Source organism: Streptococcus sp. 3613 (assembly GCF_013277375.1).
In the GTDB taxonomy this organism is placed as follows: domain Bacteria; phylum Bacillota; class Bacilli; order Lactobacillales; family Streptococcaceae; genus Streptococcus; species Streptococcus pseudopneumoniae.
Genome location: NZ_VMMV01000038.1, coordinates 49,246 through 73,278 on the forward strand (window position 1 = coordinate 49,246; position 24,033 = coordinate 73,278).

The following is a 24,033-nucleotide window of genomic DNA, read 5'->3' on the forward strand; positions in this document are numbered from 1 at the left end:
AATGAGTGAAACAGGCTTTAAATACAGTATTTTAGCGTCGGGTTCCAGTGGGAATTCCTTTTATCTGGAAACACCAAAAAAGAAGCTTTTAGTGGATGCCGGCTTGTCTGGTAAAAAGATTACTAGCCTACTTGCTGAAATTAACCGCAAGCCAGAAGACTTGGATGCCATCTTGATTACCCATGAGCATTCAGATCATATCCATGGAGTAGGCGTTTTGGCTCGCAAGTATGGTATGGATCTTTATGCCAATGAAAAGACCTGGCAAGCTATGGAAAATAGTAAATATCTTGGCAAGGTGGATTCTTCGCAAAAGCATATCTTTGAGATGGGCAAAACCAAAACCTTTGGAGATATTGACATCGAGAGTTTTGGTGTAAGCCATGATGCAGTCGCACCGCAGTTCTATCGCTTTATGAAAGATGATAAAAGTTTTGTCCTTTTGACAGATACAGGTTATGTTAGTGATCGTATGGCAGGGATTGTCGAAAATGCGGACGGCTATCTTATTGAGTCCAATCATGATGTAGAGATTTTGCGAGCAGGTTCTTACGCTTGGAGACTCAAACAACGAATCCTATCGGATCTGGGTCACCTTTCTAACGAGGATGGTGCTGAAGCAATGATTCGGACGCTAGGAAATCGTACTAAGAAAATCTACCTTGGTCACTTGTCTAAGGAAAACAATATCAAGGAGTTGGCTCACATGACCATGGTCAATCAGCTAGCACAAGCTGATCTGGGAGTCGGAGTAGACTTTAAGGTTTATGATACCTCACCAGATACCGCAACACCCTTGACAGAGATATAGAAAGAACGCTGAGAAGGTGTTCTTTTTATATTGACTGGACACCTAAAAAGTAATACAATGGTGTTACCATTAAAAAAGGGAGTGCAAAAGATGACTACTATTACATTAAAAGTTTCTGAAGCTGATAAAACATTTATGAAAGCAATGGCTAAGTTTGAAGGAGTTTCCCTGTCGGAACTGATCCGCACCAAAACTCTCGAAGCTCTAGAAGACGAATACGATGCTCGTGTGGCAGATTTAGCCTATCAAGAGTATTTAGAAGACTTGGAAAAAGGAGTTGAACCCATTACTTGGGAAGAAATGATGCATGATTTAGGCTTGGAGGATGAATAATTTGTATAAATTAGTTCCGACAAGACGATTCATCAAGCAATTGAAAAAATTGGATCGTTATACGCAGAAGCTAATTACAAACTATTTACAAACCAATGTTTTGGAAGACCCAAGACGACACGGAAAGGCTTTGGTTGGTAATCGTGTTGGTCAATGGCGCTATAGAATTGGTAATTATCGAGTTATCGTACAAATTGTAGATGGTGAATTAGTCGTTGCTATTCTAGAAGTTGGTCATCGGAGAGATATTTATTGAATTACTTTTTTCAAGTAAATTTTCATTCTTTTAAATATGATATAATAGGGCTTACAATACAAGAGAGGTTGCTTTATGGCAATAGATATTAGTGAAGAGCAGTTGGCTAAGGAGTCTGCTGATTTATTAAAAATACTTTTAAAAGATAGAACAACAAAGAAAAATATAGTTTGGGCGACGCATTCTTATAACTTGTTAGGAAAAGGCTTTAGTCCTAGTGATAGTATTAGTCCAAGTAAGGTTACTGGAAACTATGCTAACTTGATTCAGCCCAGATCTGAAAAATCCAAGTATGAGCAAAAAGATCGTACAAAAATAAGGGCAGAAGTGTTTACACCAACTTGGTTGGTCGCAAAGCAAAATGGATATGTAGAATCGGAACTAGGCTCGTTAAGTCTTGAAGAGTATGTTGACTTACGGTGGTTAGAGATAACTTGTGGTGAAGCACCTTATATGGTAACTCGCTATGATACAGTGACTGGTAAGGAAATTCCATTATCTGAACGAGTTGGTTTTGTTGATAGAAAATTGCAGCGCATTAGTCGTGAGGTCTCAGATGAAGTCACCTTTTATGAATTTGTAAAAAAAGCTTATCGAGCTTCTTATGGCTATGAGTATCAAGGAGATTCTCTCCTTTTGGCGCGTGAAAATCTTTTGGCAACTTTTGAGGACTATTATCTAGCTAAGACTGGAAATCAACCAACATTAGAGCAGAAGAAAGAGATTGCAACTATCATCTCTTACAATGTCTTTCAGATGGATGGACTGAAAAAAACCAGTCCTTATTCAGCTAAACAAAGGCAATCTCAACAATTGAGTTTGTTTGCGGATGAGCTAGAGGTCCAAGATGTAGAAGAATCTAAAACCCATATCAAAGACTGGAAAAAGAATAGAATGATAGGTTTTGAGCGCCTATCTAGCGAGGAAAGTGAAATGAAATTTGATGTCGTGATAGGAAATCCGCCGTATCAGGAAATAGGAGAAGCTAGAGATGAGCCGATATATCACTATTTTATTGATGAAGCTTATAAAATCGCAGATAAATCTATACTAATCACCCCAGCAAGGTTTTTATTTAAAGCTGGTCAAACTCCTAAAAATTGGATGGAAAAGATGTTTGAAGACAAGCATTTAAAAGTTCAATTCTATGAACTTAAAAGCGGTAAAGTATTTACAGGAACGGATATTAAGGGTGGAGTAGCAATAACTTATCGTGATGTTGATAAAGATTTGGGACCAATCGGAGTATTTACTATTTTTGAAACTTTGAATGGTATTGTAAAAAAAATCGAAAAACATCCAGAATTTGAAACTTTTTCTGATTTAGTTTATCCTCAAGGTATTTATAGATTTTCAAATAAACTTTTTTCTGATTATCCAAATGCTGAAAAACTGCAAGGAAAAGGAACAAAAAATAAAATTGTTTCGAAATCACTAACTCAGTTAGATTTTGTTTTCAAAAACAAAGAAGAAAAAGACCATGTTGCTCTACTTGGAAGAATTGGCTCCGAACGTGTTTATCGATATATTAATAAAAAATATTTAGATTTACCGGAAACATTCGAAAATTATAATGTTTTTGTACCAGAAGCTAATGGAAGTGGTGCCTTAGGTGAAGTCTTATCAACACCCCTAATCGGGGAACCCCTAATCGGGGAACCCCTAATCGGGCATACAGATACTTTTTTATCTATTGGTAATTTTAAAACAAAATTTGAAGCCGATGCTTGTATTAAATTTATTAAAACTAAATTCGCTAGAGTATTATTAGGTGTTTTGAAAGTTACTCAGCATAATTCACGCAAAACTTGGTATTACGTCCCACTCCAAGACTTCACGGTCAATTCGGACATTGATTGGACACAATCAGTGGCTGATATTGACCGCCAGCTTTATCAAAAATATGACCTTTCCCCTGAAGAAATTGCCTTTATTGAGAATCATGTAAGGGAGATGGATTAGAAAAGTATTTTTATTTGACAAATAGTGCTCAATGATCTAAAATGACTATATAGGATTAGGTCAGGAAGCATACGATGCCCTGACTCTTTTTGTACTTATGAGATGAGAAAGTCATTTGTTAGATAAATTGACTTGGTTAGCAAACGTTCAAAAAAGGAAAACTTATGCCAGTAGAAATTAAAACCACTAAAGAGATTCATCCTAAAATCTATGCCTACTCCACACCGACAGTAACCAGTAATGAAGGCTGGATTAAGATTGGGTATACAGAACGTGATGTCACACAACGTATCAAGGAGCAAACGCATACAGCTCATATAGCTACAGATGTCTTATGGACTGGTGATGCAGCTTATACAGAAGAGCCTGATAAGGGGAAAACTTTCAAGGATCATGATTTCCACCATTTCTTGTCTTTCCATGATGTAGAACGTCGTCCTAAGACGGAATGGTTCTATTTTAATGGAACTCCTGAAAAATCTAAAAATCTATTCGATAAATTTGTTCAGCATGATTTGTCTGGTTATCAACCTGGAAAAGGACAGGACTATACTCTGCGACAAGAGCAAGAAGAAGCAGTTGCTAAGACATTAGCTTATTTCCAAGAACATGCTGGAGGCAAATTTCTCTGGAATGCCAAACCACGATTTGGTAAAACCTTGTCTACCTATGACCTAGCTCGACGGATGGAAGCTGTTAATGTCCTAATTGTAACAAACCGCCCTGCCATTGCTAACTCATGGTATGATGATTTTGAAACATTCATAGCAGGTCAAACGACTTACAAGTTTGTTTCTGAATCAGATAGCCTTAAGAGTCGTCCAATCTTGTCACGACAAGAATTTCTTGGTATTTTAGCTGACGATGTAAGACAACTTGCTTTTATCAGTCTCCAAGACTTGAAAGGTTCTGTTTATTTAGGTGGCGAGCACGATAAACTCAAATGGGTGACTGATCTGCATTGGGATTTGTTGGTTATTGACGAGGCTCATGAAGGAGTTGATACCTTCAAGACTGACCAAGCCTTTAATAAGATCCGTCGAAACTTTACCTTACACCTTTCTGGAACTCCATTTAAAGCATTGGCAAAGGGAGAGTTTACCGAGGAGCAAATCTATAACTGGTCTTATGCTGATGAGCAGGCAGCCAAAACTATTTGGTCGCCTGAGCAAGAAGAGGAAAATCCATATGAAACCTTACCTCAGTTAAATCTCTTTACCTATCAAATGTCTCAGATGATTGGTGAAGAGCTAGAGAAAGGCGCTCAACTTGATGGTGAAAATATTGACTATGCTTTTGACTTGAGTGAATTTTTCGCTACAGATGATAAAGGTAAATTTATCCATGAGCAAGATGTCAGAAATTGGTTAGATACTCTATCAAGCAATGAAAAATATCCATTTTCAACCACAGAACTCCGTAATGAACTCAAGCATACTTTTTGGCTTTTAGAACGTGTCGCTTCGGCCAAAGCATTAAAAGCCCTACTAGAAGAACACCCAATCTATGAAAACTATGAGATCGTTCTAGCTGCTGGTGACGGACGTATGTCCGAAGAAGACGATAAAGTCAAACTCAAATCCTTGGACTTGGTTAGAAAAGCGATAGCAGGTAATGACAAAACCATTACCCTATCCGTCGGTCAATTGACGACAGGTGTCACTATCCCTGAGTGGACAGGTGTATTGATGTTATCGAATTTGAAATCACCTGCACTTTATATGCAGGCCGCCTTCCGTGCTCAAAATCCTTACTCATGGATCGATAACAAAGGAAATCACTTTCGCAAAGAAAGAGCCTATGTATTTGACTTTGCGCCGGAAAGAACCTTGATTCTCTTTGATGAGTTTGCCAACAACTTATCGCTTGCGACTGCAGGAGGCGGCGGGACTTCGACAACTCGTGAAGAAAACATCAGAGAATTACTCAATTTCTTCCCTGTCATAGCTGAAGACCGTGCTGGTAAAATGGTTGAAATTGATGCCAAGGCGGTTCTAACCATTCCTCGCCAGATAAAAGCTAGAGAAGTTCTTAAACGTGGCTTTATGTCCAATCTATTATTTGATAATATCAGCGGTATTTTCCAAGCTAGTCAAACAGTTCTAGATATTTTAAATGAGCTGCCAGTTGAAAAGGAAGGGAAGGTACAAGATAGTTCTGATTTATTAGACTTTTCAGATGTTACAGTAGATGATGAGGGAAATGCAGTAGTAGACCATGAAATTGTAGTTAATCAGCAAATGCGACTTTTTGGTGAAAAAGTTTATGGGCTTGGTGAATCTGTTGCTGAGTTAGTCACAAAAGATGAGGAACGAACTCAAAAACAATTGGCAAATGATTTGAGTAAGACAGTTTCTTCAGTGATTGTAGAAGATTTAAAAGCTGAATACAACCTTAAAACTCGGGAAACAGACCAAATCAAGAAGCAAATTACAGCAACATTTGATAATGAAATTCGAAAAAATGACATTGAAAGAAAAATTTCTGAAGCTCGTATCAAGCAAGAATTGCAGCAACAAATTAAAGAAGCAGATGATAAGGAGCAAAAGGATAAGATTCAAGAAGATTTGGATAAACGTTTAGAAGAAAATAAGCTCATTCACAAAGAAAAACTAGAGCAAACACTCAAAAAAGAAGTGGAAAAAATGCCTGAGAAGTTTATCGAACAGGTTGAGAGAAAACGTGTTGAGCAGTTGAAACAATCAGCTCAAGATGAGATTCGTGACCATCTTCGTGGATTTGCACGAACCATCCCAAGTTTTATTATGGCTTATGGCAATCAATCTCTAACACTTGATAATTTTGATACCTTTGTTCCTGAGCAAGTCTTCTTTGAGGTGACTGGTATTACGATTGATCAATTTCGTTATTTGAGAGATGGAGGACAAGATTTTGCAGGACATCTCTTTGATAAAGCAACATTTGACGAAGCTATTCAAGAATTTCTTCGCAAGAAAAAGGAGTTGGCGGATTATTTTAAAGACCAAAAAGAAGATATTTTTGACTATATTCCACCACAGAAAACCAATCAGATTTTCACTCCTAAACGGGTAGTGAAAAGGATGGTGGATGATTTGGAAAAAGAAAATCCAGGAATATTTGATGATCCATTTAAGACATTTATTGATTTGTACATGAAGTCTGGTCTCTATATTGCTGAACTTGTTAAGCGACTATATAATAGCGAAGGTTTGAAAGATGCATTTCCAAATTCTGAAGAACGCTTAAAACATATCTTAGAAAACCAAGTTTATGGATTTGCTCCGTCTGAGATTATCTATAACATTTCCACTAATTTTATATTTGGCAATCTTTCTAAAGATATCAGTAGGAAGAATTTTGTTTTAGCAGATACCATTCCAGCGGCTAAAGAAGGGCGCATTCAAAAGTTGGTTGATTCCTATTTTGAAAATAATTAAAAAGAAGGCTGAGTCAAAATTCTTTGAAATCAGAAAAAACGCATAAGATAAGGTATTGACAATCCTTGATATTATGCGTTTTATTGTGGGAAGATGTATAATGGATTGAAATAAGATATGAACAAATCAATTAGGAATTTAAAGCATTTTATAACAACGTTTTAGAGTGATAGGGTGCTATTTCAACTTCAACCTACTATAATACAGAAAAAAACAACTCCCTGATGATTCAAGGAGTTGTCTATAGTTAAATTAATTTTTAGAAGCTTCTTAGAATTCTGGATTTTTCCATGCTTCGTCAATAATAGCTTGCAATTCTTTAGCAGATGCTTGCATTTTTTGAGTTTCTGCATCGTTCAATGGAATGTTTACTGGACGAACGATACCGTGTGCTCCAACGATAGCTGGTTGACCGATAAAGACGTTCTCAATTCCGTATTGACCTTCTTGGAATACGGAAAGTGGAAGTACTGCGTTTTCATCGTCAAGGATTGCTTTAGTGATACGAGCGAGGGCTACAGCGATACCGTAGTATGTAGCACCTTTCTTGTTAATGATTGAGTATGCAGCGTCGCGAACAGAAATGAAGAGTTCTACAAGGTCAGCTTCATTCAAGTCACGGTTAGCTTGCAACCATTGTTCCAATTTTACACCGGCAACGTTAGCATGTGACCAAACGGCAAACTCAGAGTCACCGTGTTCACCCATGATATAGGCGTGAACTGAACGAGCGTCAACACCGATTTTTTCAGCAAGGGCTTGACGGAAACGAGCTGAGTCAAGTGAAGTACCTGAACCGATAACGCGTTCTTTAGGGAAACCAGAGAATTTCCAAGTTGAGTAAGTCAAAACGTCAACTGGGTTAGCAGCAACAAGGAAGATACCTTTGAAACCTGATTCAACAACTTGAGTTACGATTGATTTGTTGATAGCAAGGTTTTTACCTACAAGGTCAAGACGAGTTTCACCTGGTTTTTGAGGCGCACCTGCAGTGATCACAACAAGGTCAGCGTCTGCACAGTCAGAGTATTGAGCTGCATAGATTTTTTTAGGTGAAGTGAAGGCAAGGGCGTGACTAAGGTCAAGCGCATCACCAACAGCTTTTTCATGCAATTGTGGAATTTCGATAATTCCAAGCTCTTGTGCAATTCCTTGGTTAACAAGTGCAAAAGCGTAAGATGAACCTACAGCACCATCACCGACAAGGATAACTTTTTTGTGTTGTTTAGTTGAAGTCATTGTTCTAAACATCTCCTTAATTTTATTAGGGGATTTTCCCTAGACAACTTCATTCTATCACTTTTAAAAAACTTTGTCACGAATATGCCGTATAGTTCTCTATGTAAACGTTTTAGTGGTTTAGAGGCTGAAATAGATGGGAATTTATGGTATAATGTTGTTACTTACTAATTGTGAAATGAGGCATTTATTAATGCAGGATAAAAATTTAGTGAATGTCAATCTGACAAAGGAGATGAAGGCTAGCTTTATCGACTACGCCATGAGTGTTATCGTAGCGCGAGCTCTTCCTGATGTTCGAGATGGCTTAAAACCTGTTCACCGTCGCATTCTCTACGGAATGAATGAATTGGGTGTTACTCCAGACAAACCCCATAAAAAATCTGCTCGTATTACAGGGGATGTCATGGGTAAATACCACCCACACGGGGATTCCTCTATCTATGAAGCCATGGTCCGTATGGCTCAATGGTGGAGCTACCGTTACATGCTTGTAGATGGTCATGGGAATTTTGGTTCCATGGATGGAGATAGTGCTGCCGCTCAACGTTATACCGAGGCACGTATGAGCAAGATTGCTCTGGAAATGCTTCGTGATATCAACAAAAATACAGTTGATTTCGTTGATAACTATGATGCCAACGAACGGGAACCCTTGGTCTTGCCAGCGCGTTTTCCAAACCTTTTGGTTAATGGAGCAACTGGTATCGCGGTTGGGATGGCAACCAATATTCCACCTCATAATCTGGGTGAAACCATTGATGCAGTGAAGTTGGTCATGGATAATCCTGAAGTGACTACCAAGGACTTGATGGAAGTCTTGCCTGGACCAGATTTTCCAACTGGTGCTCTTGTCATGGGGAAATCAGGTATCCATAAGGCTTATGAAACAGGTAAAGGTTCGATTGTCCTACGTTCTCGTACAGAGATTGAAACGACTAAGACTGGTCGTGAGCGCATCGTTGTAACAGAATTTCCTTACATGGTCAATAAAACCAAGGTGCATGAGCATATTGTTCGCTTGGTTCAGGAAAAACGCATTGAGGGTATCACAGCAGTACGTGATGAGTCAAACCGTGAAGGTGTTCGATTTGTTATTGAAGTCAAGCGCGACGCCTCAGCCAATGTTATTCTCAATAACCTCTTCAAAATGACCCAAATGCAAACCAATTTTGGTTTCAATATGCTGGCTATCCAAAATGGTATACCGAAAATTTTGTCTCTTCGTCAGATTTTGGATGCTTATATCGAGCACCAAAAAGAAGTGGTTGTTCGTCGTACACGTTTTGATAAGGAAAAAGCGGAAGCGCGCGCTCATATCTTAGAAGGTCTCTTGATTGCGCTAGACCATATCGACGAAGTGATTCGTATCATCCGTGCTAGTGAAACGGATGCGGAAGCACAAGATGAGTTGATGAGTAAGTTTAAGCTTTCTGAACGTCAAAGTCAGGCCATCCTAGACATGCGTCTTCGTCGTTTGACAGGTTTGGAACGCGATAAGATTCAATCTGAGTATGATGACCTCTTGGCTCTGATTGCGGACTTAGCGGATATTCTTGCTAAGCCTGAACGTGTTTCTCAAATCATCAAAGACGAATTGGATGAAGTTAAACGTAAATTTTCCGATAAACGCCGTACAGAGTTGATGGTTGGACAGGTCTTGAGTCTCGAGGATGAGGACTTGATTGAAGAATCGGATGTCTTAATTACCCTTTCTAACAAAGGATACATTAAACGTCTGGACCAAGCTGAATTTACTGCTCAAAAACGTGGAGGTCGTGGTGTCCAAGGAACAGGAGTGAAAGATGATGACTTTGTTCGTGAGTTAGTGTCAACTAGCACCCATGATTATCTGCTCTTCTTCACAAATAAAGGACGAGTTTATCGTTTGAAAGGTTATGAAATTCCTGAGTATGGTCGGACTGCCAAAGGGCTACCAGTAGTCAATCTCTTGAAATTGGATGAAGACGAAAATATTCAGACGGTTATCAATGTTGAGTCTGATCGCAGTGATGATGCTTATCTCTTCTTTACAACCCGTCACGGTATTGTGAAGAGAACCAGTGTTAAGGAATTTGCCAATATTCGTCAAAATGGTCTCAAAGCGCTGAATTTAAAGGATGAAGATGAGTTAATCAATGTCTTGTTGGCGGAAGGAGATATGGATATTATCATTGGTACCAAGTTTGGTTATGCAGTTCGCTTTAATCAATCAGCCGTTCGTGGTATGAGTCGTATCGCCACTGGTGTGAAAGGTGTTAACCTTCGTGAAGGAGACACAGTTGTTGGTGCCAGCTTGATTACTGATCAAGATGAGGTTCTTATTATCACAGAAAAAGGATATGGTAAGCGTACAGTCGCTACTGAATACCCAACAAAAGGTCGTGGTGGTAAGGGAATGCAGACAGCTAAAATTACCGAAAAAAATGGCTTGCTGGCCGGTCTTATGACTGTTCAAGGGGATGAGGATTTGATGATTATCACTGATACAGGTGTCATGATTCGAACCAATCTTGCCAATATTTCACAAACAGGACGTGCAACTATGGGAGTTAAAGTAATGCGCCTGGATCAAGATGCTCAGATAGTGACTTTCACAACGGTTGCGGTGGCAGAAAAAGAAGAGGTTGGGACAGAAAATGAAACAGAAGGTGAAGAATAATGTCTCATAAAAATAATAAAAAGAAAAACAAGCGAAAAAATCTGCTGACAAATATCCTAGCAGGATTTCTGATATTACTGTCACTGGCTTTGATTTTTAATGCGCAAATTCGAAATATTTTCATAGTCTGGAATACCAATAAGTATCAAGTTAGCCAGGTATCAAAAGAAAAATTAGAAGAAAATCAGGATACAGAAGGCAATTTTGACTTTGATTCTGTCAAAGCTATCTCTTCGGAAGCTGTTCTAACTTCTCAATGGGATGCTCAAAAATTACCAGTTATTGGGGGAATTGCAATTCCTGAATTGGAAATGAATTTGCCGATTTTTAAAGGACTTGATAATGTTAATCTCTTCTACGGAGCTGGTACAATGAAACGCGAGCAAGTAATGGGGGAAGGAAATTATAGTCTAGCTAGTCACCATATCTTTGGTGTTGATAATGCTAATAAAATGTTATTTTCTCCTTTAGATAATGCTAAAAATGGCATGAAGATTTATCTAACCGATAAAAATAAAGTTTATACTTATGAAATACGTGAAGTCAAACGTGTGACACCGGATCGTGTTGATGAAGTTGATGATAGAGAAGGGGTCAATGAAATCACATTAGTAACCTGTGAAGACCTTGCTGCTACAGAACGTATTATTGTCAAAGGTGATTTGAAAGAAACAAAAGATTATTCACAAACATCTGATGAAATCCTAACAGCTTTCAATCAACCATATAAACAATTTTATTAATACAAATCAGTGAAATCCAGAATTTCACTGATTTTTTTAAGATTTTCATAAAAATATAGTAAAATGAAATAAGAATAGGACGAATCGATCAGGACAGTCAAATCGATTTCTAACAATGTTTTAGAAGTAGAGGTGTACTATTCTAGTTTCAATCTACTATACTTGCCAAAAGGTGTCGGCTCCATCTTTACCTTCCATGTCAAAGGTGGGGAGGCAGAAGCACGCAAGGTCATTGATCATTTAGAAATCTTCTCTGATCTTGCAAATGTGGCAGATGCTAAATCGCTTGTTGTCCATCCAGCAACAACCACTCACGGTCAATTGTCAGAAAAAGACCTAGAAGCGGCAGGTGTCACACCAAACCAAATTCGTTTGTCAATCGGACTTGAAAATGTAGATGATTTGATTGAAGACTTGCGCTTGGCCTTGGAGAAAATTTAAAGTAAAAGAAGATAAACAGTGGGTTTCGACTCGCTGTTTTTGATTTTCCTTCAGGCATGATATAATGGATAAAGAAGTCTAGAAAGAGGAACGATATGAACGAAATCAAATGTCCCAACTGTGGGGAAGTCTTTACAGTAAATGAAAGCCAGTATGCTGAACTTTTGTCCCAAGTGAGAACGGCAGAGTTTGATAAGGAACTACACGATAGGATGAGGCAAGAACTGGCCTTGGCTGAGCAAAAGGCTATGAATGAGCAACAGACTAAACTGGCTCAGAAGGATCAAGAAATTGCGCAATTACAGAGTCAGATCCAAAACTTTGATACAGAAAAAGAATTGGCCAAGAAAGAAGTTGAAGAGACAAGCCATCAGGCCCTCTTGGCTAAGGACAAGGAAGTACAGGCTTTGGAGAACCAATTGGCCACCTTGCGTTTAGAGCATGAAAATCAACTGCAAAAGACCCTTTCTGACCTAGAAAAAGAACGTGATCAGGTCAAAAATCAGCTCCTCTTGCAAGAAAAGGAAAATGAGTTGTCTTTGGCTTCTGTTAAGCAAAACTATGAAGCCCAGCTTAAAGCAGCTAGTGAACAAGTCGAGTTCTATAAGAATTTCAAAGCCCAGCAATCTACAAAAGCGATCGGGGAAAGTCTGGAACAGTATGCAGAGAGTGAGTTTAACAAGGTCCGTAGTTTCGCCTTTCCAAATGCCTACTTTGAGAAGGATAACAAGGTCTCTGCGCGTGGGTCTAAGGGAGACTTCATCTTCCGTGAGTGTGATGAAAATGGGGTAGAGATTATCTCCATCATGTTTGAGATGAAGAATGAAGCTGACGGAACGGAGAAGAAGCACAAGAATGCAGATTTTTACAAGGAATTGGACAAGGACCGTCGGGAGAAGAACTGTGAGTATGCCGTTTTGGTGACCATGCTTGAGGCTGATAATGACTACTTTAACACAGGGATTGTTGACGTCAGTCACGAGTATGAAAAGATGTATGTGGTTCGTCCTCAATTCTTTATTCAGTTGATTGGGCTCTTACGTAATGCGGCTCTTAATTCTTTAAAATACAAGCAGGAGTTAGCGCTTGTTCGCGAGCAAAATATCGACATTACACATTTTGAGGAAGACTTGGATGCTTTTAAACTAGCTTTTGCTAAGAACTATAATTCAGCTTCGACCAACTTTGGAAAAGCTATTGATGAAATCGACAAGGCCATCAAACGCATGGAAGAGGTTAAGAAATTCCTGACCACATCTGAAAACCAACTCCGTTTAGCTAACAACAAATTGGAAGATGTCTCTGTTAAAAAATTGACCCGGAAAAATCCAACCATGAAAGCGAAATTTGAAGCATTGAAGGGGGAGTGAGAAAGCAAAAATGAACGGTATTATCAACTTAAAAAAAGAAGCGGGGATGACCTCGCATGATGCGGTTTTTAAACTGCGTAAGATTTTGGGAACCAAGAAAATTGGTCATGGTGGGACCTTGGATCCAGATGTAGTGGGCGTTTTGCCCATTGCGGTTGGCAAGGCGACCCGCATGGTCGAGTTTATGCAGGACGAGGGCAAGGTCTATGAGGGGGAAATCACTCTGGGTTATTCCACGACGACTGAGGATGCCAGTGGGGAAGTGGTCGCAGAGACACCTGTTTTATCGCAATTGGATGAAAAGCTTGTTGATGAAGCGATTGCGAGCTTGACTGGACCTATTAGTCAGATTCCGCCTATGTACTCGGCAGTTAAGGTTAATGGTCGCAAGCTCTATGAGTATGCGCGTGCTGGTCAGGAAGTGGAGCGTCCAGAACGTCAGGTGACCATTTATCAATTTGATCGAACAAGTCCGATTTCTTATGATGATTACCTTGCACGCTTTACTTTTCGTGTAAAATGCAGTAAAGGGACTTACATCCGTACTTTGTCAGTTGATTTGGGTGAAAAGCTTGGTTATGCGGCTCATATGTCCCATTTGACTCGTACTAGTGCTGCTGGCTTACAATTAGAAGACGCACTGACCTTGGAGGAAATTGCTGAAAAAGTAGAGGCTGGGCAATTAGATTTTCTCCATCCTTTAGAGATTGGGACAGGTGATCTTGTCAAAGTTTTCCTAAGTCCAGAAGAAGCTACAGAAGTTCGCTTTGGTCGTTTTATTGAGCTAGACCAAACGGACAAAGAACTGGCTGCCTTTGAAGATGATAAATTGTTAGCCATTCTAGAAAAACGGGACAAACTCTACAAGCCAAGGAAGGTTTTTAGCTAGATCCTTTAGGAATAAAAATCGGGTGATAGATAACAATTGCTTGATAAAACCCCATACTAATAGTAGAATGGGGTTGGGAATTATAATATTCCAATTGTTGCGAGTTGTAGATACTCAAATAATCTATATAGAAATTTAGAGGTGTGAAATGAAGCAATTTAAAATTCTTTCAGATAAATATTTAGAGTCCATTACAGGTTCTGGTGGGAACTTAGGCCCAGGAGTATATTGTGTAGACGTTAAAGGTCGAGCAAAATGCAGTATCAATCATGGAGAGTTTTGGGGGTACACGGGAAGTGTAATAGTCAATGGCTGGATTAATTATGGTCCATGGGCACCTAGACCAGGATTTGGTGTGATAATTCCATGATGCAAAATGAGTTTCGAGAAAGGGTGGAGCAACTTCTTCAACAAAAAGAAATAAATGAAAATAGTGAGTTGAGTCACCTGTTTCGTCTTGCTATACAAAATTTAGACAGAAATGAAAAATACCAATCGGTCATGGCCAATTTGAGTCAAGGGTTGTCGCTTTACCTCATGACGCATCATTACCAGGCACCTAAGTCTGTCATTGATTTTGGTTTATGGATTGCCAAAGCTCCTAGCCAGGAAAGAGGGAGACTGGCTTTCTTGCAGATGCTTGCTCAAACCCTACAGGGCTTTCGTTAAAACTATCGAACATCAGAGGGAAGACTCTGGTGTTTTTTGCTGATGAGACTATAAATTTTGTAAAAAATGTGATAGAATAGACGACGGATAAAATAACGGAGGATAGCATGCAAAATAGACCAATCATTATTGGAGTGACAGGTGGTTCTGGTGGTGGTAAAACCAGTGTTTCAAGAGCCATTTTATCGCATTTTCCTGATGAAAAGATTTCCATGATTGAGCATGATTCATACTACAAGGATCAGTCTCATTTGACCTTTGAAGAGCGTATCAAAACCAACTATGACCATCCATTTGCCTTTGATACAGACTTGATGATTGAGCAGATGAAGGAATTGTTGGCAGGGCGTCCGGTGGACATTCCGACTTATGACTATACTGAACATACACGGAGCAGCAAGACCTATCGTCAAGAGCCTCAAGATGTCTTTATCGTTGAGGGGATTTTGGTCTTGGAGGACAAGCGTCTGCGCGATTTGATGGATATCAAGATTTTTGTGGATACGGATGACGATGTGCGTATTATTCGTCGTATCAAGCGTGATATGGAAGAACGTGGCCGTAGCCTTGATAGCGTTATTGACCAGTATCTAGGTGTGGTTAAACCCATGTACCATCAGTTTATCGAGCCGACTAAGCGTTATGCTGATATCGTCATTCCTGAGGGAGTCAGCAATACAGTAGCTATCGACCTGTTGACGACCAAGATTGCAAAGATTTTGGAAGAAGCTCGAAATAGTAAATAAACAGAATTGGAGGCCTTGCCTCCTTTTTCTATTTTTCCCTCATAATGGTACATAAATGGAGATTTTTAGGCATATTTTTGGTATAATAATACCCATGAAAGAGCAAGAAAATGAATAGTAGGTGGAGATGGAAAAGTATTTATCGGTAACAACTTTGACCAAGTATCTGAAAATGAAATTCGATAAAGACCCATACTTGGAGCGGGTCTATTTAACTGGTCAAGTTTCCAACTTTCGTAAACGACCTACTCACCAATATTTCTCCCTAAAAGATGACCATGCAGTTATTCAAGCGACCATCTGGTCTGGGATTTATCAGAAATTAGGTTTCGACCTAGAAGAAGGAATGAAAATCAATGTGATTGGGCGTGTGCAGGTCTATGAACCAAGTGGTAGCTACTCCATCATCATTGAAAAGGCTGAGCCTGATGGGGTTGGGGCGCTTGCGATTCAGTTTGAACAACTCAAGAAAAAATTGACAGAAGAAGGCCTGTTTCAAGAACGTTTCAAGCAAGCTCTGCCCCAATTTTCTAAGAGAATTGGTGTGGTAACCAGTCGCAGTGGAGCCGTGATTCGAGATATTATCACGACCGTCAGCAGGCGCTTTCCAGGTGTCGATATCCTACTTTATCCGACTAAGGTGCAAGGTGAAGGCTCTGCCGAGGAAATTGCTAGAAATATTGCGCGTGCTAATCAAGGGGACGATTTGGATTTACTCATTATTGGTCGTGGTGGTGGTTCCATAGAGGATCTCTGGGCCTTTAACGAAGAAATTGTGGTACGAGCTATTTTTGAATCTCGTTTGCCAGTTATTTCTAGTGTGGGGCATGAGACGGATGTGACCTTGGCAGATTTTGTGGCAGATCGACGGGCTGCGACACCAACAGCTGCTGCTGAACTAGCAACACCTGTGACCAAGTTGGATCTATTAGCTCATTTGCAAAATCAGGAAAAACGGATGGCAACGGCAGTCCGAAATGTCCTATCTAAGAAACAAGAAGCTTTGAAAAAATGCAGTCAGTCTGTTATCTTTAGACAACCAGAACGTTTGTATGATGGCTATATGCAACGCTTGGATCAACTGCAATTGCGTTTGAAACAAAGTTTGCGAACACGGATTTCTGATAACAAGCAATTAGTCCAAGCAAGGACGCATCAACTGGTTCAATTATCACCTGTTACCAAAATCCAACGCTATCAAGACCGTCTAGGCCAGTTGGACAAGCTCCTCCGTAGCCAAATGGCGCTGGTTTATGATGCCAGGGTTGCTGAAGTCAAGAGACTTTCAGAAGCCCTGCTCATGTTGGATACCAGTCGAATCGTGGCGCGTGGTTATGCTATTGTCAAAAAAGAAGAGTCCGTTGTAGATTCGGTTGAGAGTTTGAAGAAAAAAGACCAAGTAACGCTTTTGATGCGAGATGGTCAAGTAGAATTAGAGGTTAAAGATGTCAAAACAAAAGAAATTTGAGGAAAATCTAGCAGAACTGGAGACCATTGTCCAAAGTTTGGAAAATGGTGAAATTGCTCTGGAAGATGCGATTGCTGCCTTTCAAAAGGGCATGGTCTTGTCAAAAGAACTCCAAGCGACGCTGGACAAGGCTGAAAAGACCTTGGTCAAGGTCATGCAAGAAGACGGAACAGAAAGTGATTTTGAATGAAAAAGCAAGAAAAATTAGCTCTTGTCGAGTCAGCCTTGGAAGACTTTTATGGAGGCCAGCAGTTTGCCTCTAGTTTGCGAGAGTCTGTTCTCTATTCCATTCATGCTGGTGGCAAGCGTATTCGGCCTTTTCTCTTGTTAGAAGTTCTGGAAGCCTTGCAGGTGGCTATTAAACCAGCACATGCACAGGTGGCTGCGGCCTTGGAAATGATTCATACAGGGAGTTTGATTCACGATGACCTTCCTGCTATGGATGATGATGATTACCGTCGGGGACGATTGACAAACCATAAAAAATTCGGTGAAGCTATGGCCATTTTGGCAGGAGATGCCTTGTTCCTAGATCCTTACGCCTTGATAGCGCAGGCAGATTTGCCAAGTCAGATTAAGGTAGACTTGATTGCCAACTTATCGCTTGCTTCAGGAAGTCTGGGTATGGTAGCAGGCCAGGTTTTGGATATGGAAGGCGAACACCAGCATTTGTCTTTGGAAGAACTCCAGACCATTCATGCTAATAAGACTGGAAAACTACTAGCCTATCCCTTCCAAGCAGCTGCTATCCTAGCAGAATTGTCACCTGAAATGCAGGCAAAGCTGAAAACTGTGGGTGAATTGATTGGGCTTGCTTTTCAAATTCGAGATGATGTACTGGATGTGACAGCTAGTTTTGAGGAAATCGGCAAGACACCACTAAAGGACCTACAGGCTGAAAAGTCAACCTATCCTGCCTTGTTGGGCTTGGAAGAGGCTATTGCCTTTTGTAACCAAACTTTGGATCAAGCTAATACCAAATTAGAAGAAATTGCCCAGCAGGTTCCTTTTGAGATGAAATCGATTGTAAGTGTAGTAGAAAGTTTGAGAATCAATGGCTAAGGAAAGAGTGGATGTACTAGCTTATAAACAGGGCTTGTTTGAAACGAGAGAGCAGGCCAAGCGCGGTGTCATGGCTGGTCTAGTCCTAGCAGTCCTTAATGGAGAACGGTTTGACAAGCCAGGAGAGAAAATTCCAGATGACACCGAGCTAAAACTCAAGGGTGAAAAACTCAAGTATGTCAGTCGTGGTGGCTTGAAACTGGAAAAGGCCTTGCAGGTCTTTGATTTGTCAGTGGAAGGAGCTACAACGATTGATATCGGTGCCTCTACTGGAGGTTTTACCGATGTTATGTTGCAAAATGGTGCCGAGTTGGTCTTTGCAGTCGATGTTGGTACCAATCAGTTGGCTTGGAAATTACGCCAAGACCCACGAGTTGTCAGCATGGAGCAGTTTAATTTCCGCTATGCTGAAAAGACCGATTTCGAGCAGGAGCCGAGCTTTGCCAGTATTGATGTGAGTTTCATTTCCCTTAGTCTGATTCTGCCGGCCTTGCACCGAGTCTTGACAGATCAAGGGCAGGTCGTGGCTCTGGTTAAACCTCAGTTTGAGGCAGGTCGTGAGCAGATTGGGAAAAATGGAATCATTCGTGATGCTAAGGTTCATCAACATGTCCTTGAATCTGCCACAGCTATGGCAGTAGAGGAAGGCTTTTCAGTTCTTGGTTTGGACTTTTCTCCCATCCAAGGTGGTCATGGAAATATTGAATTTTTAGCATATTTGAAAAAAGAAGAGTCAGCAAGCAATCAGGTTCTTGCTGAGATTGAAGAAGTAGTAGAGAGGGCGCATAGTCAATTTAAAAATGAATAAAAAAGAGAGACTTGAAAAAATTAGACGATTTGTGACAGATTATCAAATCGGTACACAAGAAGAAATTGTAGAACATTTGAAAGAGGCAGGCATCACTGCCACTCAGGCAACGGTATCACGGGATATCAAAGAGCTAGGCATTGTCAAAATTCCTTTGAGAGACAACACCTATGTCTATGAATTGCCAAAATCAATCGTAAAAAGTTTGCAACTAGCTGAATATAATATCGAATCGGCTCAATTGATGGACAAGATGATCAATCTCCAAGTTATTCCAGGAAATACAGCTTTTGTAAAAGCTCAGTTAATTGAGACTTTTGCGGATAAGATTTTCAGCTGTTTGGCTGATGATAGTTCGATTTTAGTCATGGCCAGAAGTGAAAGTCTAGCTGAGGAAATCTTTGAACAAGTAAAAAAATGGTAGGTCTATATGTTACTTGAAATTTCGATAAAAAACTTTGCCATTATTGAGGCTATTTCCCTCCATTTTGAAAAGGGCATGACAGTCCTGACTGGTGAAACAGGCGCAGGGAAGTCGATTATCATTGATGCCATGAATATGATGTTGGGAGCTCGTGCGACGACAGATGTTATTCGTCATGGTGCACCAAAGGCAGAGATTGAGGGGCTTTTCTCAGTTGAGAATAGTCGTCTTTTACAGGAAATTTTTGATGAGCAAGGTTTAGAATTAGGTGATGAAATTATCATCCGTCGGGAAATCTTGCAAAATGGTCGGAGTATTAGTCGTGTCAATGGCCAGATGGTTAATCTGTCTGTTTTGCGTGCTATTGGACAACATCTGGTGGATATACATGGTCAACATGACCAAGAGGAGTTAATGCGTCCCCAACTGCATATCCAGATGTTGGATGAATTTGGCGACGTAGCTTTTTGGGACTTAAAAGAAACCTATCAAACAAGTTTTGATGCCTATCGAAAAATGCGCAAGCAGGTTCTGGAAGTCAAGAAAAACCAACAGGAACACAAGGCACGTATCGAAATGTTGGAATTTCAAATGGCAGAGATTGAGGCAGCAAACTTGCAGGCTGGAGAAGATTTGGCTCTCAATCAAGAGCGTGATAAACTGCTCAACCATAAAAATATTGCGGATACACTGACCAATGCCTACAGTATGTTGGACAATGAAGACTTTTCAAGTCTGGCCAATGTTCGTTCAGCTATGAATGACATGGAAAGTGTCGAAGAGTACGACCCTGAATACCGTGAAATTTCAAGCTCACTGTCTGAGACCTACTATGTCTTAGAAGACATTAGCAAACGTCTGGAAGCTATTATTGAGGACCTTGATTTTGACGGCAATCGTCTCATGCAGGTTGAGAATCGTTTGGACCTCCTTCATACTATTACCCGCAAGTATGGTGGGACTGTAGACGATGTCTTGCTTTATTTTGCCAAGATTAGGGAAGAATACAATCTCTTGACAGGCAATAACCTTTCATCTGAGGACATGGAAGCAGAGCTCAAGAAGTTGGAAGTCAGTCTTGTCAATTTGGCAGGTCAACTTGCCTCTGCTCGTCATGACTTGGCTCAGCAGCTCGAAGCTGAGATTAAACAAGAACTGCAAGACCTTTATATGGAAAAAGCCCAGTTTCAGGTTCGTTTTAGCAAGGGCAAATTCAGCCGTGAGGGCAATGAAATGGTTGAGTTTTATATTTCAACCAACCCTGGAGAAGACTTTAAACCCTTGGTCAAGGTTGCGTCTGGCGGGGAATTATCTCGTCTCATGCTAGCCATTAAGTCTGCCTTTTCTCGTAAAGAAGGCAAGACAAGTATTGTCTTTGATGAGGTGGATACGGGAGTTTCAGGTCGTGTAGCTCAGGCCATTGCACAGAAGATTCACAAGATTGGCCAACATGGTCAGGTTCTGGCTATTTCCCATTTGCCACAAGTGATTGCGATTGCGGATTATCAATTCTTTATTGAGAAGATTAGTAATGACCATTCAACGGTTTCGACTGTTCGTCTCTTGACGGTTGAAGAGCGAGTGGAAGAAGTTGCTAAGATGTTGGCAGGTGATGATGTGACGGAAGCAGCCCTGACGCAAGCCAGAGAATTGTTGAGAAACAGGGAGAAATAAGATGACAGACTATTATGTAATTGGAGATGTTCACGGAAAAGCTGGGATGCTGGAAGACCTTCTCAAAACATGGGATGGTCAGACCCAGTTGCTCTTTCTAGGGGATTTAATTGACCGTGGTGAAGATAGTCGCCGTGTCCTTGAAATGGTCAAGGACTTGGTGGATAATCAAGGGGCTATCTGTTTGTCAGGAAACCACGAGTATATGTTTTTGACATGGCTAGATGATCCAGAAGAAAGCTATGACCACTATCGTCGTAATGGTGGTGATACAACTATTAACTCTATCCTAGGTCGTCCCTTGGATGCCCCAGTTGACGGGATTGAGGATGCCAAGCGTGTTGCTACTGAAGCGGCAGACTTGGTCAAATTTATTCGTCAAATGCCATTTGTGGTAGAGACAGACAAGTATATCTTCGTTCACGCAGGTATTGATTTGACCTTGGACGACTGGCATGAAACTACAGATTACAAGAAAGTATGGCTTAGAAAACCATTCCACGAAGCCGAAAATCATACTGGAAAAACCATTGTCTTTGGTCATACACCGGTCTATGGTTTGTTAAAGCAAGAGCGAGGTACTGCTGAGCTTTGGACTACAGAAGATGGCAAGATTGGGATGGATGGAGGAGCTGTCTATGGTGGTGTCCTTCACGGGATTGTCTTTACAGATCAAGGGATGACAGAACATCACTTTATTGAGAATGACGGCTTTGTCGCTGAAGATTAGTACTCCTAGCAGGGGATGGTCTTGTCAAAATGTCAAAAACAATTTATAATAAATAGATACCCTGAAAGGAAGAGAATCATGAACTTAGAAGAATTGAAAAAACGACAGGAGAAGATCCGTAACTTCTCTATTATCGCCCATATTGACCACGGAAAATCAACTCTAGCAGACCGCATTTTGGAAAAAACTGAGACAGTCTCCAGTCGTGAAATGCAAGCTCAACTTTTGGATAGTATGGATTTAGAGCGGGAACGTGGGATTACCATTAAGTTGAATGCCATCGAGCTCAATTACACTGCAAAAGATGGGGAAACTTATATTTTTCACTTGATTGACACACCAGGACACGTAGACTTTACCTATGAAGTTTCACGTTCGCTCGCTGCCTGTGAGGGGGCGATTTTGGTGGTTGATGCTGCCCAAGGGATTGAGGCTCAAACTCTTGCCAACGTTTATCTGGCCTTGGACAATGATTTGGAAATCATGCCTGTTATTAACAAAATTGACCTGCCTGCTGCAGACCCTGAGCGCGTGCGTACGGAGATTGAAGATGTCATTGGTTTGGATGCCAGTGAAGCAGTCTTAGCATCTGCCAAGGCTGGTATTGGGATTGAAGAAATTCTTGAGCAAATCGTAGAAAAAGTACCAGCGCCAACAGGTGATGTGACGGCACCACTCAAGGCCTTGATTTTTGACTCAGTTTACGATGCCTACCGTGGGGTTATCCTCCAAGTGCGTGTCATGGATGGAGTGGTTAAACCTGGCGATAAGATTCAGCTTATGAGCAATGGCAAGACCTTTGATGTGACCGAAGTCGGTATTTTTACACCCAAAGCAGTTGGTCGTGATTTTCTTGCGACTGGTGATGTTGGTTATATTGCGGCTTCTATCAAGACGGTTCAGGATACTCGTGTGGGGGATACCGTTACCTTGGCAACCAATCCTGCAACAGAGCCATTACATGGCTACAAGCAGATGAATCCTATGGTCTTTGCGGGTCTCTATCCTATCGAGTCAAACAAGTACAATGACCTGCGTGAAGCCCTTGAAAAATTGCAACTGAATGATGCTAGTCTTCAGTTTGAACCAGAAACATCTCAGGCACTTGGATTTGGTTTCCGTTGTGGATTTCTTGGACTTCTCCATATGGATGTTATCCAGGAACGTTTAGAGCGTGAGTTCAATATTGACCTCATCATGACAGCTCCGTCTGTTATTTACAAAGTTAATTTGACCGACGGTGAGTCTATGGATGTGTCCAACCCATCTGAGTTTCCAGACCCAACTAAGATTGCGACCATTGAAGAGCCTTATGTCAAGGCGCAAATCATGGTACCACAGGAGTTCGTCGGAGCAGTAATGGAGCTAGCTCAGCGTAAGCGTGGGGACTTTGTGACTATGGACTATATTGATGATAACCGTGTCAATGTTATCTATCAAATTCCTCTTGCTGAAATTGTCTTTGACTTCTTTGATAAACTTAAGTCTTCGACACGTGGTTATGCAAGCTTTGACTACGAATTGTCAGAATATCGCCCATCTAAGCTGGTGAAAATGGATATCCTTCTCAACGGAGACAAGGTGGATGCCCTCAGCTTTATCGTTCACAAGGATTTTGCCTACGAACGTGGGAAACTCATCGTTGATAAGCTCAAGAAAATCATCCCTCGCCAACAATTTGAGGTTCCCATCCAAGCGGCTATTGGACACAAGATTGTCGCTCGTACTGATATCAAGGCCCTTCGTAAGAACGTACTTGCTAAATGTTATGGTGGTGACGTTTCTCGTAAACGTAAACTCCTTGAAAAACAAAAAGCTGGTAAGAAGCGTATGAAAGCCATCGGATCAGTAGAAGTCCCGCAAGAAGCCTTCCTCAGCGTCTTGAGCATGGATGAAGAATAAGTTATCAGAAATGCCTTTCCTTGTTCACAGGAAATGTATATAAGAATCAATCGTAAAGCAGGCTTTAATGGCCTGCTTTTTTATAAACTATCAAGAAATCGGAGAAAATAATGGTATAGTAGATTGAAACTAGAATAGTACACCTCTACTTTTAAAACATTGTTAGAAATAGATTTGACTGTCCTGATAGATTTGCCCTGTTCTTATTTTTTCATTTCACTATAAAATTTTAAATTTGTGACCATATCTTGACTGTATTTTCCTCTCTTTTTCGAATAAATAAATAGAATAATCAAACCTAGATTTAAAAATGTGCTATAATGAAAGGAGAGAAAGAATGATTCTAAGACATCCGGGCATTAGCTCAACCAATGATTTGGACGCTAAGAAAATTTTCAGTAATCCGGAAATCACTTGTCAATTTA

20 protein-coding genes and 1 pseudogene are annotated in these 24,033 nt (G+C 40.5%); 20 read left to right on the forward strand and 1 reads right to left on the reverse strand.

The window, feature by feature from the left end; all coding sequences use genetic code 11:
* Position 1: 1 nt before the first annotated feature.
* From HT708_RS04700 to HT708_RS04720, 5 genes are all read left to right on the forward strand, one after another.
* Positions 2-811 (forward strand): MBL fold metallo-hydrolase, encoded by an 810-nt coding sequence (locus HT708_RS04700; RefSeq protein WP_000004962.1) that lies wholly within the window; start codon positions 2-4, stop codon positions 809-811.
* A 90-nt stretch (positions 812-901) separates the two neighbouring features.
* Positions 902-1,144, forward strand: a complete 243-nt coding sequence (locus HT708_RS04705) for a DUF6290 family protein (RefSeq protein ID WP_000208079.1) — start codon at positions 902-904, stop codon at positions 1,142-1,144.
* Position 1,145: 1 nt separating this feature from the next.
* Entirely contained in the window at positions 1,146-1,400 is a 255-nt protein-coding gene (locus HT708_RS04710; RefSeq protein ID WP_172926048.1) for a type II toxin-antitoxin system RelE/ParE family toxin, read from the forward strand.
* Positions 1,401-1,475: 75 nt separating this feature from the next.
* Positions 1,476-3,362, forward strand: coding sequence for an Eco57I restriction-modification methylase domain-containing protein (locus HT708_RS04715; protein ID WP_172926049.1), 1,887 nt, complete (start codon positions 1,476-1,478; stop codon positions 3,360-3,362).
* Positions 3,363-3,526: 164 nt separating this feature from the next.
* Positions 3,527-6,781 (forward strand): DEAD/DEAH box helicase family protein, encoded by a 3,255-nt coding sequence (locus tag HT708_RS04720; RefSeq protein ID WP_172926050.1) that lies wholly within the window; start codon positions 3,527-3,529, stop codon positions 6,779-6,781.
* Between the two features lie 270 nt (positions 6,782-7,051).
* On the opposite strand, the gene HT708_RS04725 is transcribed toward HT708_RS04720, so the two are convergent.
* Entirely contained in the window at positions 7,052-8,020 is a 969-nt protein-coding gene (locus HT708_RS04725; RefSeq protein WP_000204723.1) for an L-lactate dehydrogenase, read from the reverse strand.
* A 193-nt stretch (positions 8,021-8,213) separates the two neighbouring features.
* On the opposite strand from HT708_RS04725, the gene gyrA reads away from it, so the two are divergent.
* The 15 genes and pseudogenes from gyrA (at position 8,214) to lepA (ending at position 23,608) form a co-directional block, all read left to right on the forward strand.
* Positions 8,214-10,682 (forward strand): DNA gyrase subunit A, encoded by a 2,469-nt coding sequence (gene gyrA / locus HT708_RS04730; protein ID WP_054392851.1) that lies wholly within the window; start codon positions 8,214-8,216, stop codon positions 10,680-10,682.
* Positions 10,682-11,425, forward strand: coding sequence for a sortase SrtA (srtA, locus tag HT708_RS04735; protein ID WP_000018518.1), 744 nt, complete (start codon positions 10,682-10,684; stop codon positions 11,423-11,425). Before gyrA ends, srtA begins: the two co-directional genes overlap by 1 nt.
* A gap of 159 nt (positions 11,426-11,584) precedes the next feature.
* A pseudogene (locus HT708_RS04740) lies at positions 11,585-11,866 on the forward strand (PLP-dependent transferase); the annotation flags it as partial.
* Between the two features lie 95 nt (positions 11,867-11,961).
* Positions 11,962-13,236 carry a DUF2130 domain-containing protein gene (locus HT708_RS04745; RefSeq protein WP_050207941.1) on the forward strand — a complete coding sequence of 425 codons (1,275 nt, stop codon included), beginning with the start codon at positions 11,962-11,964 and terminating at the stop codon, positions 13,234-13,236.
* A gap of 10 nt (positions 13,237-13,246) precedes the next feature.
* The gene (gene truB / locus HT708_RS04750; protein ID WP_054392853.1) at positions 13,247-14,125 is read left to right on the forward strand and encodes a tRNA pseudouridine(55) synthase TruB; all 879 of its coding nucleotides are present in this window, start codon (positions 13,247-13,249) and stop codon (positions 14,123-14,125) included.
* 366 nt (positions 14,126-14,491) lie between these two features.
* Positions 14,492-14,794: a bacteriocin immunity protein gene (locus HT708_RS04755; protein WP_000983427.1), complete on the forward strand. Its 303-nt coding sequence runs from the start codon at positions 14,492-14,494 to the stop codon at positions 14,792-14,794.
* A gap of 107 nt (positions 14,795-14,901) precedes the next feature.
* On the forward strand, positions 14,902-15,540 hold the full coding sequence (gene udk, locus HT708_RS04760) for a uridine kinase (RefSeq protein WP_001181366.1): 639 nt from the start codon (positions 14,902-14,904) through the stop codon (positions 15,538-15,540).
* A 127-nt stretch (positions 15,541-15,667) separates the two neighbouring features.
* Positions 15,668-17,008 carry an exodeoxyribonuclease VII large subunit gene (gene xseA / locus HT708_RS04765; RefSeq protein WP_050262430.1) on the forward strand — a complete coding sequence of 447 codons (1,341 nt, stop codon included), beginning with the start codon at positions 15,668-15,670 and terminating at the stop codon, positions 17,006-17,008.
* Entirely contained in the window at positions 16,986-17,198 is a 213-nt protein-coding gene (locus tag HT708_RS04770; protein ID WP_000043226.1) for an exodeoxyribonuclease VII small subunit, read from the forward strand. The genes xseA and HT708_RS04770 overlap by 23 nt, the downstream gene beginning before the upstream one ends.
* On the forward strand, positions 17,195-18,070 hold the full coding sequence (locus HT708_RS04775; RefSeq protein WP_054392855.1) for a polyprenyl synthetase family protein: 876 nt from the start codon (positions 17,195-17,197) through the stop codon (positions 18,068-18,070). The genes HT708_RS04770 and HT708_RS04775 overlap by 4 nt, the downstream gene beginning before the upstream one ends.
* Positions 18,063-18,878, forward strand: coding sequence for a TlyA family RNA methyltransferase (locus HT708_RS04780; protein ID WP_054392856.1), 816 nt, complete (start codon positions 18,063-18,065; stop codon positions 18,876-18,878). The genes HT708_RS04775 and HT708_RS04780 overlap by 8 nt, the downstream gene beginning before the upstream one ends.
* A complete protein-coding gene (locus tag HT708_RS04785; RefSeq protein WP_001034403.1) occupies positions 18,871-19,302 on the forward strand; it encodes an arginine repressor in 432 nt (143 codons plus the stop codon). Before HT708_RS04780 ends, HT708_RS04785 begins: the two co-directional genes overlap by 8 nt.
* Before the next feature lie 6 nt (positions 19,303-19,308).
* Entirely contained in the window at positions 19,309-20,976 is a 1,668-nt protein-coding gene (gene recN / locus HT708_RS04790) for a DNA repair protein RecN (RefSeq protein WP_138700450.1), read from the forward strand.
* Position 20,977: 1 nt separating this feature from the next.
* On the forward strand, positions 20,978-21,706 hold the full coding sequence (locus HT708_RS04795) for a metallophosphoesterase family protein (RefSeq protein ID WP_172926051.1): 729 nt from the start codon (positions 20,978-20,980) through the stop codon (positions 21,704-21,706).
* 78 nt (positions 21,707-21,784) lie between these two features.
* Positions 21,785-23,608, forward strand: coding sequence for a translation elongation factor 4 (lepA, locus tag HT708_RS04800; RefSeq protein ID WP_001047210.1), 1,824 nt, complete (start codon positions 21,785-21,787; stop codon positions 23,606-23,608).
* Positions 23,609-24,033 lie beyond the last annotated feature (425 nt).